The 18,480-nt window shown below is 50.1% G+C and carries 17 protein-coding genes and 3 pseudogenes; 14 read left to right on the top strand and 6 right to left on the bottom strand.

Annotated features, from left to right (window positions below):
- The first annotated feature begins 96 nt into the window (after nt 1–96).
- Nucleotides 97–504, top strand: a complete 408-nt coding sequence (locus D3261_RS20540; RefSeq protein WP_120067777.1) for an SUMF1/EgtB/PvdO family nonheme iron enzyme — start codon at nt 97–99, stop codon at nt 502–504.
- Here the strand turns inward: D3261_RS20540 and D3261_RS00775 are convergent.
- Nucleotides 497–1,177, bottom strand: coding sequence for an IS6 family transposase (locus tag D3261_RS00775; RefSeq protein ID WP_120067775.1), 681 nt, complete (start codon nt 1,175–1,177; stop codon nt 497–499). The genes D3261_RS20540 and D3261_RS00775 overlap by 8 nt on opposite strands.
- A gap of 51 nt (nt 1,178–1,228) precedes the next feature.
- Between D3261_RS00775 and D3261_RS20535 the strand changes: the two genes are divergently transcribed.
- From D3261_RS20535 to D3261_RS20525, 3 genes and pseudogenes are all read left to right on the top strand, one after another.
- Nucleotides 1,229–1,597, top strand: coding sequence for a sulfatase-like hydrolase/transferase (locus tag D3261_RS20535; protein WP_120067774.1), 369 nt, complete (start codon nt 1,229–1,231; stop codon nt 1,595–1,597).
- 283 nt (nt 1,598–1,880) lie between these two features.
- A pseudogene (locus tag D3261_RS20530) lies at nt 1,881–2,123 on the top strand (sulfatase-like hydrolase/transferase); the annotation flags it as partial.
- A gap of 219 nt (nt 2,124–2,342) precedes the next feature.
- Nucleotides 2,343–2,735 carry a hypothetical protein gene (locus D3261_RS20525; RefSeq protein WP_233553792.1) on the top strand — a complete coding sequence of 131 codons (393 nt, stop codon included), beginning with the start codon at nt 2,343–2,345 and terminating at the stop codon, nt 2,733–2,735.
- Between the two features lie 907 nt (nt 2,736–3,642).
- Here D3261_RS20525 and D3261_RS00755 read toward each other — a convergent pair.
- The 3 genes from D3261_RS00755 to D3261_RS00745 all read right to left on the bottom strand — a co-directional run bounded on the left by D3261_RS00755 (nt 3,643) and on the right by D3261_RS00745 (nt 7,973).
- A complete protein-coding gene (locus D3261_RS00755; protein ID WP_120067770.1) occupies nt 3,643–5,016 on the bottom strand; it encodes an APC family permease in 1,374 nt (457 codons plus the stop codon).
- 361 nt (nt 5,017–5,377) lie between these two features.
- The gene (locus D3261_RS00750) at nt 5,378–6,835 is read right to left on the bottom strand and encodes a sulfatase (RefSeq protein ID WP_120067769.1); all 1,458 of its coding nucleotides are present in this window, start codon (nt 6,833–6,835) and stop codon (nt 5,378–5,380) included.
- Nucleotides 6,836–7,205: 370 nt separating this feature from the next.
- Nucleotides 7,206–7,973, bottom strand: coding sequence for an IclR family transcriptional regulator (locus tag D3261_RS00745; protein ID WP_120067767.1), 768 nt, complete (start codon nt 7,971–7,973; stop codon nt 7,206–7,208).
- Between the two features lie 497 nt (nt 7,974–8,470).
- On the opposite strand from D3261_RS00745, the gene D3261_RS00740 reads away from it, so the two are divergent.
- The 6 genes from D3261_RS00740 (at nt 8,471) to D3261_RS00720 (ending at nt 15,262) form a co-directional block, all read left to right on the top strand.
- Nucleotides 8,471–9,229: an Asp/Glu racemase gene (locus tag D3261_RS00740; protein WP_342764734.1), complete on the top strand. Its 759-nt coding sequence runs from the start codon at nt 8,471–8,473 to the stop codon at nt 9,227–9,229.
- A 77-nt stretch (nt 9,230–9,306) separates the two neighbouring features.
- Nucleotides 9,307–9,483, top strand: a complete 177-nt coding sequence (locus D3261_RS20205) for a hypothetical protein (RefSeq protein WP_199693849.1) — start codon at nt 9,307–9,309, stop codon at nt 9,481–9,483.
- 45 nt (nt 9,484–9,528) lie between these two features.
- The gene (locus D3261_RS00735; RefSeq protein WP_233553790.1) at nt 9,529–10,608 is read left to right on the top strand and encodes a cupin domain-containing protein; all 1,080 of its coding nucleotides are present in this window, start codon (nt 9,529–9,531) and stop codon (nt 10,606–10,608) included.
- Between the two features lie 145 nt (nt 10,609–10,753).
- Nucleotides 10,754–11,629 (top strand): fumarylacetoacetate hydrolase family protein, encoded by an 876-nt coding sequence (locus tag D3261_RS00730; protein WP_120067765.1) that lies wholly within the window; start codon nt 10,754–10,756, stop codon nt 11,627–11,629.
- Between the two features lie 122 nt (nt 11,630–11,751).
- Complete coding sequence (locus tag D3261_RS00725; RefSeq protein WP_120067764.1) at nt 11,752–13,854, top strand: glycoside hydrolase family 3 protein; 2,103 nt, start codon at nt 11,752–11,754, stop codon at nt 13,852–13,854.
- A 625-nt stretch (nt 13,855–14,479) separates the two neighbouring features.
- Nucleotides 14,480–15,262 carry an SDR family NAD(P)-dependent oxidoreductase gene (locus D3261_RS00720; protein WP_120068203.1) on the top strand — a complete coding sequence of 261 codons (783 nt, stop codon included), beginning with the start codon at nt 14,480–14,482 and terminating at the stop codon, nt 15,260–15,262.
- A 548-nt stretch (nt 15,263–15,810) separates the two neighbouring features.
- Here the strand turns inward: D3261_RS00720 and D3261_RS20520 are convergent.
- Nucleotides 15,811–16,239 (bottom strand): annotated as a pseudogene (locus tag D3261_RS20520) (MFS transporter); the annotation flags it as partial.
- Nucleotides 16,240–16,275: 36 nt separating this feature from the next.
- Nucleotides 16,276–16,467 carry a hypothetical protein gene (locus D3261_RS20515; protein ID WP_233553788.1) on the bottom strand — a complete coding sequence of 64 codons (192 nt, stop codon included), beginning with the start codon at nt 16,465–16,467 and terminating at the stop codon, nt 16,276–16,278.
- A 53-nt stretch (nt 16,468–16,520) separates the two neighbouring features.
- On the opposite strand from D3261_RS20515, the pseudogene D3261_RS20915 reads away from it, so the two are divergent.
- From D3261_RS20915 to D3261_RS00695, 4 genes and pseudogenes are all read left to right on the top strand, one after another.
- Nucleotides 16,521–16,634: pseudogene (locus D3261_RS20915) on the top strand (UPF0175 family protein); the annotation flags it as partial.
- Between the two features lie 172 nt (nt 16,635–16,806).
- Nucleotides 16,807–17,133 (top strand): ribbon-helix-helix domain-containing protein, encoded by a 327-nt coding sequence (locus D3261_RS00705; protein ID WP_120067762.1) that lies wholly within the window; start codon nt 16,807–16,809, stop codon nt 17,131–17,133.
- 7 nt (nt 17,134–17,140) lie between these two features.
- Nucleotides 17,141–17,608: a hypothetical protein gene (locus tag D3261_RS00700; protein ID WP_120067760.1), complete on the top strand. Its 468-nt coding sequence runs from the start codon at nt 17,141–17,143 to the stop codon at nt 17,606–17,608.
- A gap of 342 nt (nt 17,609–17,950) precedes the next feature.
- Entirely contained in the window at nt 17,951–18,244 is a 294-nt protein-coding gene (locus D3261_RS00695; RefSeq protein WP_120068200.1) for a PadR family transcriptional regulator, read from the top strand.
- Nucleotides 18,245–18,480: the final 236 nt, after the last annotated feature.

The following is an 18,480-nucleotide window of genomic DNA, read 5'->3' as shown; positions in this document are numbered from 1 at the left end:
TACTTGATAAATTGTATGCGAAACTCTTGGTCTTAGGTAAGGTCCGCAAGCGGCTCCAGCCAATATTCTCTTACTGGTAGGCAAGTAATTTCACTCATGGATCAACAACCCAGTTGCTGTGGACCTTCACGGACTGAGGGGTCGGCAGACGTGAGGACAGATAGCAACCCCGATACAAATCACGACTACCGAAACGAGAATCCGATTTCGACTGATAATAGCACGGAGACGGACCATATGGTTCGTTTGGAAGGCGGAACGTTCAGCATGGGCACCGATGGCAACATCGTGTTTCCCGCCGATGGGGAAGGTCCGTCGTGCGACGTAACTCTCGATTCATTTTATGTTGACCGATTTGCAGTGACCAACGCTGAATTCCTCAAGTTTGTTCGTGCAACCGGATACACCACAGAAGCCGAACAGTTCGGGTGGTCGTTCGTTTTCGAGGATTTTCTCACTCCCGAGAGTGAGGGTCACGTACTCGATTCGGCACTGTCTAGTTGAGAACTTCCTCGACTGGCGCTCGTCCATTGAGCGCCTGGTTCGGTCGATCGTGGTTGTAATAGTGCCTGAACCGTCGCAGCCAGCGCCGTGCGCTGGCTGGACTCCCCCGCCAGAACGTGTGAAACCGGTCGATCCGCATTGCCACGGTCTGGAACCACTTCTCGATCAGATTCCGGTCGCTGTAGTCGAGTCCGCCGCGGAGGTTGAGCCAAGCTAACGCCGTGAGATACCCACCGGCGTCGGTCAGAAACTCGGCATCTGAGACGTTGTGCTGCTCGATGAGACGAGAGAGGAACGCCGCTGCGGGGTCCGTCCCGCGGCGGCTGAACACCTCGACCTCCAAGAGCAATTTCAAATCCGTATCGATCGCGGCGTAGAGCCATTTCTTCTCACCGTCGGCGGTGATCTGCTTCTCGTCGACGACGACCCGCGACGGCGAAGCCGTCGGCGGGTCCGCCTGAGCCTCCGAAAGTGTGTGCGTCCAGTTCCAGTCCGCTCCGTGCGAGCGGTCAACGTCGAGCCACTCGAACACCGCAACGATCTCCCGGACCGAGAGCCCCATCGAATGGAGGCGCACCCCAAACACCCGCACGGGTGTCGGGGTGCGCTCGTTCTCCCAAACCCCATCACAATCTACGCTCAACGTCTCTTCGAGCAGGTCTCCGGGTTTCATAAACAGAGCTCGCTACGACCTGCTCGTTCCTCAAACTACCTCAACTAGATAGTGCCGACTGTGACAGAAAATCAACCACCGAACATACTCTGGATTTCGCTTGAAGATACAAGCCCGCAATTCGGCTGCTATGGTGACTCTCTTGCTGAAACTCCAAATATAGATGGACTTGCGGCTGATGGTCGTGTATATACGGAAGCGTGCTCAACGGCCGGCGTGTGTGCCCCCTCTCGTGCATCAATAATTACCGGTCGATATCAAACCACGATCGGTGCACATTACATGCGAACCCGAGCATACGAACCAAGACACACCAAATCTTCCAACACCCTATTCTTCCGTACCATCTCACTTCGTAACAGTCTTTCCGGAGTACCTGAGGGTAGCCGGATACTACTGTACCAACAACTCGAATACTGATTACCAATTTGACAATCATAGTGAAACGCAGTACGATTTCTCGCCGCCGGTTTCAATCTGGGATGAGAGCAGCTCCGAAGCACATTGGCGAAACCGGAACGAGGAAAGCCAGCCATTCTTCGCGGTATTCAATCCAACGCGAACTCACGAAAGCGGTATGTGGAGAGACAGGTCCTTCGGGGCTGGAGGTGAGCCGGACACAGATCCGAACGATGTCACCGTTCCACCGTATCTTCCGGATACGAACGGTGTTCGGAACGCCACCGCTCGTTAATACGACAACATATATAACTCCGATGACGAGGTTGGAACCCTGTTACAACAGTTAGACAAGAATGGTCTTGTAGAGAATACTATCGTATTCCTCTGGAGTGATCATGGAGAGGGGCTTCCTCGAGCCAAACGGACGCTCTACGAATCCGGCTTGAACGTCCCCTTACTCGTTCGATGGCCGGATGAAATCAGTGGTGGTGAACGAACGGATAGACTGGTGAGTCTCGTTGATCTCGGGCCGACAGTACTGTCCCTTGCGGGAGTCGACATCCCACCGTGGATGCACGGTAAGCCGTTTCTTGAGCCGGCGGAGGAACCCTGTCGCCAGTATATGATGGCTGCTCGTGACCGGATCGACGAGAGCTACGACATGGTTCGTTCGATTCGAGACGGCCGACTCAAATACATCCGGAATTACAACCAGTCGAATCCACGGTTAGTATGGGTACCGTACCGTGCGCGAGGGGAAGCGATGCAGGATCTCCTTCGACTCTCTGCTGAAGACGAACTCGAAGACCACCAAAGACAGCTGCTGTCCGGTGGGAGGCCCGCTGAAGAGTTCTATGACCTCAAGAATGATCCACACGAAATCAAAAATCTCGCGGACGGTCCAGGGTATCGAGACCAATTCTCCGAACTACGGACCGCAATGGACGATTGGCTCGATCGAATCGATGACAAAGGGTGGATCGATGAAGCTCGGATGGTGGATCAGATGTGGCCCCACAACGAACAGCCAGCCACGTCTGTACCAACATTCGTACCGAACGCACCGGAAAATCGAATGACCGATGCAAGCCCTGATGGCGGTGATTTCACGGCTCCGGTTGCACTGACAATGCACTGTGAGACCCAAGATGCCTAGATCGTTTACTCAGTCAATGGGGGAGACGACCTGCATTGGAAGCTATACACTGGCCCATTTTCCTTATCAACCGGTCAGCATACAGTTCGGACGGAGGCGATTCGATATGGTTACAAGGAAAGTGATGTACGGGCTGCTTCCTTTACTGTAGTCCAATAGCAAACGAACCTAGCTTTGTCCTATCGGCCGCTGATTTGTGCTGGTAATCAAATGGACTTTCATGGTCTCTATCTCCTGTGGAGTACCTGGTCCCGTCGATTCAGGGACTATGACTTCGCCCATAGAAACCTGATTTAATTCCTCATACACAGAAAACAGAACGCAGTCAAAGACGTACCAACAATCAGAGTGACAGTCGCTAGCGTACTAATATCTATTATCTAATCGATCAGAAAATCCACAAATAATCGAACTTTTGTAGTTATAATTGCGAAGAAAATTAGGTATTTTGGTTCGCTGCTTTTGTTTGTCTCATGCAAACCGCTGTGTCAGTCCGACCGGCCGTATTGTCGCGACTCCGTCCGTCCTATTTGGATAGGCTAAAACATGAGGTCCTCGAAAGTGGCATTACTCGATTGCTTAGTGTCGAATTAATGGATAACTCGTTTACGTGCCTTTGTGATGGTATCATGATGTGGTCGTCAGCGATTTCAGCGGCGGCCTCTGCATTAAAATTTGACTTAGACTCGATCTTCGAAATAACTCTACGATCACCTGTACTCGTCATCAGGGAGCAGTACCTGATACATGCGATACAGGTGGACCGGTTCCATAAAAAGTGAGATGGCATTCACCAGACTCTCAACGACCACTTACCGGTTGAATCACTGTAGAAACTGATCTAGTAACGTTGTTTGTATCCTTACATATTGCAAAATTATAATTAATGAATTTAGGATGCCGTGAGTCAATCTGATCTGTTAGATACAGAAACATTAGAATTAGAATAGAAATCAAACTGTGGGTCCCTTTTATCCTGTAGCCATCGATACCCATAGATAGAAATCCCGATTACTGCAAATATAACGTATGATAGTAGGCCAATGAAGTCTTGCAATGCCAAAGATATCCACATAGCTATCAAGCAGATCGCCGCACCTGTTGCTGTCCATCGAACAATAGTTGGAGTTAGATACGAAGTATTTTGAACAGATTCTTTCTCAAAGAAATCTGGACGAGAGGACGGAAGACGAGCACCAGTTATACACATAATTGCTATTCGGCCGACAGAGGCTAGTGATCCACCAGTAACGATCAATGTGATAGGGACGTCGAGTACAACCGTTGTTATGGATGTAATACCAATGAGTACTAAGAGGTATTTGGGCTCACCGAAGCGATTCTCTTCTCCCATAAATCCAGGAAGTAGGTTATCCTCAGCAGTGGCTCTAACGAATCTACCTATGATGGTTAGTATAGCGATACCTGAGGTTATACCTGCAATCAACGAACCTATTGTAGACAATACTAACAAAGAAGAAGGGAGAAATTGGCTAGTGACATATCGCAGTGTCTGACCCTGCAACTCAGAGTATGGGACCACTCCAACGCCAACAAGTGCTACAAGACCAGAAATAGCTGCTGTAGCTCCTGTACTGAGTACTAATAGTCTCCCGAATACCTTCTCCGGGTTTTCTATGTCACCACTGAGATCTACTAGGCTCAGCCCAGAGAATATTGTTGTAAATAGAATTCCTACTGTAGATAGTGTTGATACAAGACTATTAGGCATAATTGGCGATAAGTTCTCTGGCCGGATATTTATAACTCCTCCAGAAAGAATGATACCTACGATAACGACAAGTGCTGCAGCAAAAACAATCTCAATTATCCCGACCGCTCTTAAACCGAACCAAACAACACTGATTGTGCAAATAATCAACAATACACTGAACGTTGAGCTTGAAACGGCCGGCATGAGAGCATGTAGGTAGGATGCTCCAGCATACATGAGTACAGGAAGTAAAACAAATGAAGCCGTTATTATTGAGACCCAAATAGAAACCCATCCAATGAGCTTACTGATTCTCTGGTTTTCTGGCAAGAGTAACCGTGTAGGATAGTAGTAGTGGCCTGGAGAGATGGGCCAGACCTTTGTCAATAATATATATGTAGGTGCAGCTAGGATAATTGGAACTACGGCGACAATTATCATAAGGGAAGCAATTGGTCCACCCAAATATCCAGCTACAATCGGTTTCGTCCACAGTGCTCCCCCGATATTCAATCCAAGCGCTACAGCTAATCCGCCAATCCAACTAAGTTTAGGCTTGTCAACCATCTCTGTCTCCGTCGTACATCATAAGTCCCCATATATAAAGTTCACCATTGACCGTTGAGATGGAAAAGGAAGTGTTCCTGGTCAAAGCTGAGCAAGACCCGGCAACCATACTACTTAAAGATGAAATCAATGCACTAGAGTAGGAGACACTGACTGTCGGACCCAAAGAGCAGACGGTGCTGAGATCCTTCGATACTGGAGACGGCCATGGGATCTATACTTCCACAATTACATTCAGTGTTGCCCAACAACTATTTTGGATATGTGAGAAATTGCAACTGATAATTACAATCCAATTATTATGTGATAAATACAAGTCGCTAGGTTTAAAAATATATCAGACAGGTATCATCATACGACATTAAATATCTGGTGTGTTGAGGCTCTCATAACCAAATGCAGATTCCAATGCATAATCATCGTTGTAGCGAATAAGTGCATTCCTGAGTTCGCCATGTAAGTTCTGAACAATTCCTCGATAGTCCGGATTATCAAGAAGGTTATCTTGCTCGTAAGGATCCTTTTCAAGATCATAGAGTTGCCAAGGTTTTCCCCAGTCAGTGAACGCACCCACACTCATATTATCATAACCTTTGACGGTATACTTGTATCGCTTCGTTCTAAATCCACGCCATGTCTCTTCATAATAATGGTGTTTTGGTCTTATCTCGCGGACAAACTCTAACAAAACGCCATTCCTTTCCAAGCTATTTTTGCTGTCGTCCATCAGCAGTGTAAGATCTTCTCCAGGTAGATCTTGACTCGTATCAATATTTGCTAAGCCAAGGAATGTTGGAAGCAAATCTTCGGTACAGGTTGGTTCATGTATCTGCTGACCAGACTCAATACCATCGCTCGGATAAGATATTATCAATGGTACGCCAACAGACTCCTCATAAGGATGCTGTTTTCCCATATACCCATGAGACCCTAGCATTTCTCCATGGTCCGAAGTGAAGATAAGGGCAGTCTCATCTCGGATTTCGAGTCTGTACAATTCATCCAGTAGACACCCAATATTCTCGTCCAAATTTTTCACCATTGCGTAGTATTTTCTCGCTTCATCGAAGAAAGTGTCTCCATGATATTCGTACTGCTGATAGAGCTCTTCTGACGCGTTTTCTTGGCTTCCCCAGTTAGAATAAGGTTCACTGATGATATTCAAAGGAGGATCGGAACTTGGATACGGGACGTTCGGACGTATCTGGACATTACGATTTTCCCACTCTTGTAGATATCTCTCCGGAGCAGTAAATGGTGGATGTGGTGGTTCAACAGAAATTGTCAGACAGAATGGTTCCTCGCTATTCTTGGATTTACTTATGAAATTGATCCCAAGGTCGAAGAGCCCATCTGTTTGAAACCCTTCAATTTGGTGTGGCTCTGGATCATTATCTTTGTAGTAAGCCGTGTCAAATGGGTCGTTTTTCAGTTCAAACCCTCTCCAATAGTCAAATCCTCCCTGAAGGTGCTCTGGGACTGGTCTACTGCGTCCAACATCTGCCAAATGCCATTTGCCAATGTACCCTGTCTGGTAACCGCTTTCATTAAATTCATGTGCATACGTTCGTTCTTGAGGAGACATTCGCCAATGATGATGTGAATTCCGAGTATGAGGATGCTTTCCAGTTAGTAGAGATTGCCGAGCTGGAACACAAATAGGATTAGTAGAATTAGCGTTCGTGAACTGAACACCATTCTGTGCAAGACGATCTAAATTTGGTGTTGATATATTTGAACTACCAGCACAACTCATAGCCTGTCGTCGCATTTGATCACATAGTACAATAACTATGTTTGGATGGTCTTGTTTTGTCATCTCGATCAACGATAAAGACTCGATGGATAAACTATTATCGATGTTCTCTATCGCTGGCTGAATTATTGGATAATTCGAGTTTAGCTACAAGTTTATATCGCTACAACACACGTAGAAATTGTCAATATAACAACTGCTCTTGTTTTTCGATGAAGCCAGAGTCAGCGAATCCAATCCAGATAGGTTCCTTAGGCACCATTGATAGTTCTCATTAGCATCTCCGAGATACCACCTCTACAAATGACTGGATACTCTCCAAAATAGTTCTCTATATGTTCCCTCGCAACACACAAACTACATAATTAGTATATAGTCCCTGAATTGATCTCCTTTTTGACTTCATATCTCATTATCCAGCAGCAGCTATCAATTACTGGTAGGCAAGATTCAATTCGATTTCATCAGTTACGGCGCGGAGTTGCTCAAACAATTCGCTCTGACAGCGTTCTTCAGACAGCCGATGGGCAGGACCAGCAACGCTCAGAGCGCCCTGAATCTCCCCTTCGAAGATTAGGGGAACACCGATTGCGTGAATCCCCTCAAGGTCTTCACCGAAATTGAGTGCAAACCCTTGCTCGCGGACGCGGGCGCATTCTTTGTGGACTTCCTCTCTGCTGGTGATTGTTTGATTGGTCTTCGCGGAAAGCCCATGCTGGTCAATAATTTGATTAACGCGCTCTCGTGAAAGATGTGCAAGGATTGCTTTTCCGCCGGAGTTATAATGCATATGAACCCATCGACCGAGGAGGGAATTAGTATTGATATCATTTTCCCCACTCCGACCGTAGATGTACATAGCCCTTCCTTGTTCGTGTGTTATCAACCAAGCCATCTCTCCGGTAGCTTCTTCTAGTCTGTCAACAGCGAACTTACCAGCCTGGAAAATATCTATTTTGGACCGTACAAACTGACCGTAGTTAAAAAATTCTAACCCGAGATGGTACGATCGACCACGCTTGACCACGAACTGTCTATCTTGAAGAGCCATCAGATGGCCGTGAACGGTACTCTTCGCGAGCTGAAGTTCACTCGCTAGCTCAGTCACTCCTGCGCCCCCCGACCTCCGTAGTTGTTCGATAATAGAGAACAAAGTCTCATCGGACTTAATACCTCGTTCCTTGGAGCGTTTTTTTGCCATGTGAATCAGTAGGAAATCGAACTGATAAGGCTTACCATAACTGGAGTCATACAGTCCTGACTCAAGTTTGTTCGATGGCAGCGAACACACTCTGAGACATAAAATTATAACGCCCCTATTCGTGTTACATCGATGGAGAAAGTAGTCGTACTAGTCAACGAGATGGAGGTGTTCGTAGCTTAGAGTCTCGATGAGATCATCTAGAGACCTGGGATATGCACTATCGTGGTAGCTGGCAGCGTGTTAGCGATCTATCTTGCATATTGATTAAGCTAATTTGTGAACTACTTACTTTAGACAGCGCCTACCGCTTATCTGGGGAGACCGATGGTAATCGAAGTTGTGTTCGATGGCATCGAACGCTGCTCGTAACCAGAATTTCTCGAACCCCGTTCTCTTTAAGATGTGATCTCGGTCCTATGCTGCGCCTGAAATGCAGTGACAAAGATCTGGCGCCTATAGGAACATCTATACGTGCCCTCATTAAGTTGACCGCTATGGGTCGCAACAGCACTTTCCGCGTAGGCCTCATAGTTCCGAGTTCAAATGTTACTATGGAAACGGAGATCCCCGCTATGTTACGAGGCCGACCGGCCATCTATGATGAATCGTATACGTTCCACTCCAGTCGGATGCGAATGCAGGAAGTCACACCTGAAGAACTGCGCCGAATGGATGAACAGAGCGAAAAATGTGCGATCGAGCTTGCCGACGCACGATGCGATGTCTTGGCGTATGCCTGTCTCATCGGTATTATGGCACAAGGTCCGGGCTACCACGAAGAAAGCGAAACATCCCTCTACGAAGCTGCTGCTGAGAACGGAGGCGAAGCCCCAGTAGTAACTAGTGCTGGCGCACTCGTTCGCGCATTTGATGCGCTTGAGGCTCAGCGTGTGGCGGTTATCACCCCGTATCTTCAACATCTCACTGATACCGTCGTCGATTACTTCGAGGGAGAAGGTATCGACGTCGTGGATTCTATCAGTCTCGAGTGTCCCGACAATCTCGAAGTTGCCAAGCTTGATCCGGCCGATTTGCTTGACCACATGGACGACCTCGACCACGAGCAGGCGGATGCAGTCGTCCTTTCGTCGTGTGTTCAGATGCCCTCACTCCCTTCGATTCAGGCTGCTGAGGACCGTCTCGGCAAGCCAGTCCTGTCGGCAAGTGTCGCAACGACGTACGATATACTCAACAAACTCGGCAGGAGTACACGCGTTAGCGGTGCAGGAAAGCTTCTTTCGGGAGGAATATAAGTATACACACTTAGCCCCCCAGCAGTAACGAGACTCAATTACAATACTTTTTCATTCTCCGCTTCCGACATACCCACATGGCTGATTTCGAGAATCCCTACGCGAGATCGGACCCGTTCGTTCAAGCACACTTCGACTGCCTCGAATGTGGCGGCAAGCTCTGGGAGTATGCCATCCAGAGACAGATGGTCTGTGAGAATTGTCGGATGCTTTTCGCCTCGCAGGAAGTCTTCGACGAACAAGTCAATAAATAAACATAATTCACCACATTTATACCGTATCACGCTGACTGAGTAGTTATGCCGCAAGAACCATCGGCGGATCTCTTAGAACTGAGTTCTGCTACTCGGTCGATCTTGGACGACCACGACCTCCAACCGCTTTGGGAGGTTGAAAACGACATGGGAAATGCTCTAAAAAACCCCAAGCCCTCTATCTGGAAGTGGGAGAACATTCAAGCTGCCATAGATGGCATCGAAGACGATGTGCCGATCAATGACTTACCGCCGGGATTCCAGCGTCGAGTCGCCGTTCCGATCAATGCGGCGCATGCGATCTCGAACACGATCTACGTCGGTGTTCAAACTGTCTCACCGGGTGAAACCGCACCTTCCCATCGGCACTCTGCCAACGCTCTCCGGTTTGCTATTGACGGTCATGAAGACATGAAGACGGTTGTCGCGGGTGAAGAGTTCCCGATGAAGGACAACGATCTTGTTACCACTCCCCAGTGGGAATGGCATGACCACATCAACGAGGGCGACGAAACAGCAGCGTGGCTCGATGTACTGGACTTACCGCTGGTGCTCGACTCGCTGAACAGCAAACAAGTCTTCGAGAACCACGAGCTGGACCGCCAGCCGGTTACCAAGACACAGGGATATTGGGATTCTCAGTACGGCCGAGTCCGTTCCACTGAAACAACAAGACAAGACAACATCCCGGGACCGTTCGAAGGTAATTGTGAAGCCACGCCCCCGTACCGCTTCGGATGGGACGACACACTGGAAGCTCTCAGACAACGAGCCCAGAACGATACCCCTGACCCGTACGATGGATACAGCCTCTCGTACGTGAACCCAGCGACGGGAGAACCGCCGCTATTTCCGACGATGTCCTTCCGAGCGCAGCTGTTGAACGACGGACCAACCGCCCGTCACTTTCACAGCTCGACGGAGGTTTACTTCGTCGTAGAGGGGAGCGGGGCCACCCATGTCGGCAGCGAGACATTCGAATGGGACCAACGGGACATTTTCGTCGTTCCTCCCACCGAGGTCCACCATCATGAACCCAATACTGAAGCGATTCTCCTTGGAATGACCGACCGACCGGTATTCGAGGCGTTCAATCTCTACGCCGAAGCTGAACCTTCTAAGTGATGAATACGAGCGTTCGGTTCCCGTACGTTGTAGTTTCTCGTGCTCACCTTGGCGGTGGGAAGTAGCATGTGAGCAGCTATTCATACTCGAAATCTTCGGATCGCTAAGGCAATGACTTTAAGTTGTCTACAATCCCATCTGCAGTATGCGTTTCGTACGCTACAACGGTAACCAGCTGGGCCTGTTAACCGACGACGGCATCGTTGACCTCACCGATCGACTTGGTCTCACTTCGGCAGACCCGCTTATCGAGTATATGTCCGGTGAGCACAACGCCGAGAAATTCGTAGATAGTGATCCTGACCACAGTATAGATAAGGTGACGCTTGAGTCGCCCGTTCGACGCCCTGGCAAAGTCATTGCGGCTCCACTCAACTACGAAGCTCACATTGAGGAGGCCATTGCAGACAAAGATATCACGACCGATGAATGGTTCTCGATAAAGGACAAAGGCTACTTCCTCAAGGCACCGTCCAGCGTCATCGGTCCGAGCGAGAATATCGTTATCCCGTTCGAGGACCGTCGTATCGACCACGAAGTCGAACTGGGTTTCGTTATGGGTGAAGAGACGAAGGATGCTGACAACGAAACAGCTTGGGAGAACATCTTCGGCTACACGGTTCTTCTGGACATCTCCGTTCGTGGCGACCAAGACCGTTCGAATCGAAAATCCTACGATACGTTCACTGTTGTTGGTCCCGCTATCGTTACTCCCGATGAGATCGATGACCCGCAGAATCTTGACCTCTCACTTGCGGTCAACGACAAAGCACGTCAAGAAGCGAATACCAACGACATGGTTTATACCTGTGCAGACGTCGTTCAGTATGCCTCAATCGGCGCTACGCTGCAGACGGGGGATATCATCACCACGGGCACCCCAGAAGGTGTCGGTCCGCTCGTAGATGGTGATAGTATCGAGGCAGAGATTGAGTCAGTGGGGTCGTTGAATGTGAATGTTGAAGAACGAGACGTATCCTTTGAAGACGTGAACGTTCAAAAGCACGGACAAACAAACTGAGATACGGTCTGGCAGTGGGCCAGGCCCACTCTTCAGTTGTCCGTCCTTAACTACCCTGTCGTCGCATGGTCCGCTTCCGTACCTGCCATATTTATACGGACAGACACCAGGGTACTAGCTGAATGACGGAGCAAGCTACTGACGTAAACGAGGTCGTTGAGCAGCTCGGCATTAAAGAAAAAATCGAACTAGTTCACGGGGCAGTAGACCCGGAAAGCACAGCCATTGGATACATCTCAGGTATCGAACGGCTCGATATACCGGAACTTCGATTGACTGATGGTCCACTCGGCGTTCACGCTGAAGGGAAGCCAGCAACCTCTTTTCCAGCTTCGATCAGTTTGGCAGCAACCTTCGATCCGGAAATAGCTCGGAAGCAGGGTGCCGCGATGGGACGAGAAGCGAGAGAGCGCAATATAGACGTGTTGCTGGGCCCTGGATTGAACTTGATCCGTGTCCCCACTGGAGGACGCAATTTCGAATACTACTCGGAAGACCCAGTTCTGACGTCGGCATTCACCCGTGCTACTGTCGAGGGAATACAATCACAGGACGTCATTGCGACACCAAAGCACTTCGTAGCCAACAACCAAGAAACAAACCGGACGTCAGTCGATGTCGTCGTCGACGAGAAGGTACTTAGGGAATGTTATCTACCCGGATTCAAGTCGGCAGTGGAGGCAGGCGCTGGTTCGATAATGACCGCTTATAACAGCGTCAATGGCTCATTCATGAGCGAAAATGAAGACCTTCTGTCAAGGATATTGAAGCATGAATGGGGATTCGATGGTTTCGTCGTTTCGGACTGGTTCGGAACCGTGAGTACGGTTTCCTCTGCCAACTCCGGATTAGATCTCGAGATGCCCGGTGTCACTCGTGAGGAGATGTGGGAAGCGCTTGGATTCGACCTGACCGACAGGGGTGACGGGCAAGCTCTCGAGGAGACAGCAGCTGATCCGGGAGGTATGCCGGATGGATCTAACAACAATCGCTTCTCAGAACCACTTTTGGAGGCTATTCAAGCAGGTGACGTCTCGGAGGACCGCCTTGACGATATGGTTGTACGGATCCTAAGACAGATGAAACGATTCGGAATATTGGATGGCCACAGGATGGCCCCGTCGGAGGAATACGATAGCCGATCGATCGCGAAATCAGCGGCTGCACGAGGAACGGTGCTTCTGGAAAATGAGGGGGTTCTCCCATTGGACGAGGACGCTGACATCGCAGTCATTGGGCCTGGTATCGAACAAACTACTACAGGTGGTGGTTCATCCGAGATCGATTCCCTTTACGAGATCTCAACCGCTGATGGAATTGAGGAGCGTGCAAACGGAAGAGTTCGGACAGAGCGTGGAATCCCTGAAATCTCACAAGTTTCGTTTTTCGGTAAGCAGGAGGAAGATGCCGTAGAACGCGAAGACCCCCAACTTGCAGATGCAATAGACGCAGCATCGGATGCTGAAGTCGCTGTCGTCGTAGTCCAAGATACGGCATCTGAAAGCGAGGACCGAGATGGACTGGGACTTCCAGGCCAGCAAGACGAACTAATCGGAGAGGTAGCGGCTGTCAACGGCAATGTTGTCGTTGTAGTGCAATCCAGTGGTCCAGTCGAACTTCCATGGCGAGACGAGGCGAGTGCGATACTGGAGTCATGGTACCCTGGGCAGTCTGATGGCGAGGCAATCGCTTCGGTCCTGTTCGGCGATGTGGATGCAGGTGGCCGTCTACCTGTTTCCTTCGCGGAGGAGGAGAACTATCCAACCTCCACTGAAAACCGATTTCCTGGAGCGGCCGGTGAAGTAGAGTACAGTGAAGGACTATTCATTGGGTACAAGTACTTCGATGCGGCCAACGTCGAACCAACGTATCCGTTTGGCCATGGCCAATCTTACGCTGATTTTGTCTATCACTCCGCGGAGATCGTGAACAACCGAAAAATACGGGTTGACGTAGAAAACACTGCAGATCGGGACGGACGTGAAGTAGTGCAAGCATACGTAAGCGCGGCAGATACCGCTAACTCCAAACGACCCGCTCGGGAACTCGGTGGCTTTAGCTCCCGACTCATTCCAGCAGGTGAGTGTGTCTCAATCGAGATTTCCCTCGATGAAATTGCATTCATGCAGTTTGACGAGGCAGAAGGATGGACGACGCGCAACCCACCATTTACGATTGAAATAGCTCAATCCGCTCAAAATGTAAAACTCGAAATAACTATCTGAGCGACTCGTTAAAATGGAAATCTATTGTCAATGGATATTTCGTGCTACGATCCAAGTCAAAAATCCAAAATAATTTGGGTGCTTAATTCCGATTTGCCGGCAATCCGATTCCGCTATTCCTCTGAGACCATGCATTGTAGGCCCTCTGTACATGCTACAGTCGCACTTTCCAAAATGCACACAAAGGCTGAGACTGGTGCTCTCAATGCGTAGAGCAGCTTGTCGGACCGGCACTGTCTAGTTAAGCGCGATCAGCTGGTTTCAGGGGTTTGAGACACGAGGTTCGTCTGGAGTAGATGGTGAGAGCTATTTCTTCGGTTGTCGAGCGATAGCGATTCTCAGCTGCCCGATCTACCTTGGTGGTCTGAACTGATCCCAATTCATAGAATAGCAACATCCATTCGCTCGAATTCACTTAACTAGACAGTGCCGTCGGACTTCTCTGTACACTAATTCTATTAACTCTCGAATCCATCAGTCCCTGTTGAGCTGTGACGGGTTCACTATTATGATAGCGGTCGACTGAACCGGCCACTCGATTGATGAACGCCAGTCAAGCATATTCTTGACCAGACTGCGCCAGAGAAGCAAAAGGTGTTAATCTCCTCATGACGAAATGTCGGGGATGCCAAATCGATTGTCAGAAAAGCGCGCGATCGTTACTGGTGCCGCCGCGGGGATCGGAGCGGCAGTCGCAACCCGCTTCGCCGAAGAAGGGGCCTCAGTTGCCCTCGCAGATATCGATGTTGAAGCGGCCGAAGACGTCGCAAATTCGCTTGAGGGTGAGACGCTGGTTGTCGAGGCAGACGTGAGTAACTCGTCGTCGATCGACGCACTCGTCGAGGAAACTGTTGAGGAGTTCGGTGGACTCGATATACTGGTGAACAATGCTGGAGTCGGGATGTTTGGCCATGTCCCTGATCTCAGCGACGACGATTGGGATACTGCAGTTGGCGTGGATCTAAACTCCGTTTTCTATGGAAGTCGGGCAGCGATGCCACACCTGGAGGAATCGGGCGGATGCATCATTAATACGGCCTCGATCTCTGGTAGTGGTGGAGATTACGGCCTCGAAGCTTACAACGCTGTGAAAGGCGGTGTGAAGAATCTAACAAAGGCACTTGCTATCAATCACGGCCCGGAAGTTCGCGTCAACAGTGTGAGCCCTGGACTGGTTCTCACTGACGCCACGCAGGACTTTCAGGACAACGAAGCGATCATGGAGGACTACGGCGAACGGGTACCTCTCGAACGCGGGGCCGAGCCGGAGGAGATCGCAGATGGCATGGTGTTCCTGGCCTCCAGTGACGCCTCGTATGTCTCCGGTCACGACCTCGTCATTGATGGTGCGATGACGGCGTCCGCCGGTCAGCCGAACTTCGGCAAGCATCTTGGTGTGGACGAGTAGGTCCACTCAACTTCCTTCTGGGGGTACTGTCTGATGATTGGTCGATCGCTCTATAGAGGTTGCTTTGGCCAACAAATAAGAGCGTTCAATGTCTGACCTACAGCATTCTTCAGTACACCTCTCAGGTGCGCTTATAACCAGCTATCAGTCTGAATGGAACGCTTAATCTTGATTCGGTAGCTGCTCAGTCTCGTTCGTTCTTTGGATCCTACACTACAGCCCCTCTGTGCCGGTTCTAACCACATCCTTCGAAGCGCAACGGAAGTTGAGACTGGTGCTCTCAATGCATAGGAAAACTCATGAAGTCTCTTCAAACGCTGGTTCCTAGACCAGTGTTTGCGGCGTGATCCCCACCAGCGGTTCACCATAGCACGGGACGCAAGTGCCTTCCGCTGTCGCTCGGCATCGGGAAAGTAATTTTATGCCGCCATCCGCTACACTTAAGGGCTGATAGCAGGTTGTCAGTCAACGACGTACGGTCGATCCAATCGATGTTGGTCGTGAGAACTGTGAATCCGGAGGACAAGAAAAGCAGACTGATTTTGGATTCAATGTGCGACGTATTGAACACCTGACCCGAGAAACGAGACACCTGCGAAGACTGCGGCGGCGACGAACACACTTCGAGTCCCAAAAGGTCCAGCGACGACGCCGAAGAGCACCGGCGAGAGAAACTGACCGGTGTAGCCCGCCATCGCAATATAGGAGCTGAACTGCCCCTGCCTGTCTGTCGGCACTAACTCCTCAACCCAGAGCATCACAGTTGGAAATACGAGTCCTTGACCAAGTCCGAACAGTAGTACGGGAACGATAGCCAGATAGCGGGTTGAAGCGACTCCCGCGACCACAAAGCCGACTACCCACAGAAAAAGCGCCGTGAGTGTGAGTTGACGATAGTCGTGTCGTTGTCTGATCTGGCCGTAAAAGTAGGCACTCACTCCGCCGGCGAGTCCCATGGCGGCGAGATAGAGACTGAGCGTGAACGACGAGGAGACGCCGAATCCCGAGAGTAGCTATGGATAGTAGATCGTGACCACGTAGAGCAGGGTGTTCGTCGCAAAGTAGAGGCCGTAGACGAGCAACAAGAGCGGTGTTTTGACGAATACGACCATGAGACCTCGAACACCACCCGTCGGGGATGTCTCATTACTCTGGATCGACTCCAGTTCGAGTTCGGGGACCGTGAGATACGCGAGTATCCCCAACGGGACAGAGACTAGATACACGCTGAACGGTAGATGCCAGGAGATGGTTCCGAGAACTCCGCCTTGGGCTTGTAGATGAGGAGGATGCGGCCTACGAGGCTGAGGCTGCGGCAGAACTCGAATTTAGTGATGAGTCGATGGGGGACGAGAAGTCACACGCTAAATGACAATTGACGATATTCCAATCCATCCAAGCGCTCTTAACATGACCGTTCTCTCGAATTTCGCCTATATCAACCAGCTGTGGGATAATGGCCTATGTTCTGTTGACGTCCGTTCTTCTGGCCTCCCAACCAGAACGGCGAAGCATTTACGCTGGCGTAATACGATAGTATCACTATGGACTACGCCCACGTCAGTGTCAAGTTCCCCCAAGAACTTGATAGGGAGATCGAGCGATTCCTCGACGAAACCGGCTTTTACACCAACAAAAGCGAGTTCATCAAGGAGGCCTGCCGAAGTCATCTTCGCGATGTGAACTCCGACGGTGTGATTTCCGCACGTCGAGCCGAACAGCTGCTTGCGAACGCCGAGCAAAACCCCGAAGAATCAGCGGCGCTCAAAGCTCGACTTGAGGAACTCGGTGAGGATATCGATCCGGATGATCTCGCCGACGCAGTAACGGAATCGCGCGAGGAAACCGCTGAGTCCATCTACGGACAGTAGCGCCAGCGTGGTCATCCTTGATTCGAACCTCTGGGTGTTTGGACTCCTCGGTCAGAACGGCCGCGCAGCGGGAATTCTCGACAACATCGAGCGTGGTGAGACGCTCTCAGCAATCAATGCCTACATGGTTCAAGAAGTTCTGAACGCGTTCGAGCGTACGCCACAGCTCTCGTCCGCTCAGTGTGACGAAGCACAAACAACGTTTCTCGCTCGAATGCACCGGATGACCGGCCTTCTAGAAGCACCCTCGAGCCGAGACATGACTCAGACTATCCTTGACGAGACTCGAAACAATACCTATGTGGGCTTTATTGCTCAGTCGCTCGGTATTCAGGCAAAGGACGTTCCTATCCTCATGCTCGCCTACAAACATAGCGAGCGTGACCCGACTATTCTGACAAACGACAAGGCCTTCGCCCAGTGTGTACCAGAGAATCACAATCACCCAGCGATAACGATCGAATATACTGTCTAACGCTGAGAACGAATCCCCTACTGTCTGTCGACGGCCGAAGGCCATTTTGGTCGCTCTCTGCGGATAAGACCCTTAGACTCGCTTGGTAGGGGAACGATGCACTGTGTGGGAGGAGGCCTCACTATGAGTACACTCAACGAGCACTGGTAGTGAGGTCGCTGAGTTCAGTTAACCATCTACTCGTAGGTACCGATCGTTGAGGATACAATCGCGGCCGAAAACCGATCTAGACTCGGAACTGTATCTACACAGTCAGTTCAAGTCGACGCCTGATAGTCGTTCAAACTGGCTTTCTACCCGATATACTTATCCGTCTGTTTCTCGACGTATCAGGGTACTATGATGGACGACCTGACCGCCTTCCAACGCGACCTCTTGTACGTAGTCGCTGGGCTTGAGAACGGAACTCCACCGCATGGCCTCGCGATCAAGGACTCCCTCGAAGAGGATTATGCAGGTGAGATTCATCATGGTCGACTCTATCCCAATCTCGACACGCTTGCCGACATGGAGTTGATCGAAGTTTCAGCGATTGACAAGCGCACAAACGCCTACTCAGTTACCCAGCGCGGCCGTCGCGAACTTGAAGCCCGTCGCGAGTGGGAACGCCAGCATGTCGATCTGAGCAGCGACTAAAACCATGCTGTTAGTGACTCGCGGTTTTGTAGCTCTTCATAGCGGTTTCTTCCAAGAAGGGTCTACCACATTCGGGGCATCGAATTAGCAAATCGTTGATGTCCGGAGTGGGTTCGGCCTCCACGTCTTTTCACATGTAATAACAATCCACATGGATAGGAGTACTAATACTCTTCACTTGTCTGATTCTCAGCCAGATCGGTTACGTACAATTCTAATTGCAGCAATAGCTTCGT

This window comes from Halococcus sp. IIIV-5B (assembly GCF_003602035.1).
GTDB lineage: Archaea > Halobacteriota > Halobacteria > Halobacteriales > Halococcaceae > Halococcus > Halococcus salsus.
This window is presented reverse-complemented; position numbering and strand designations above follow the sequence as displayed.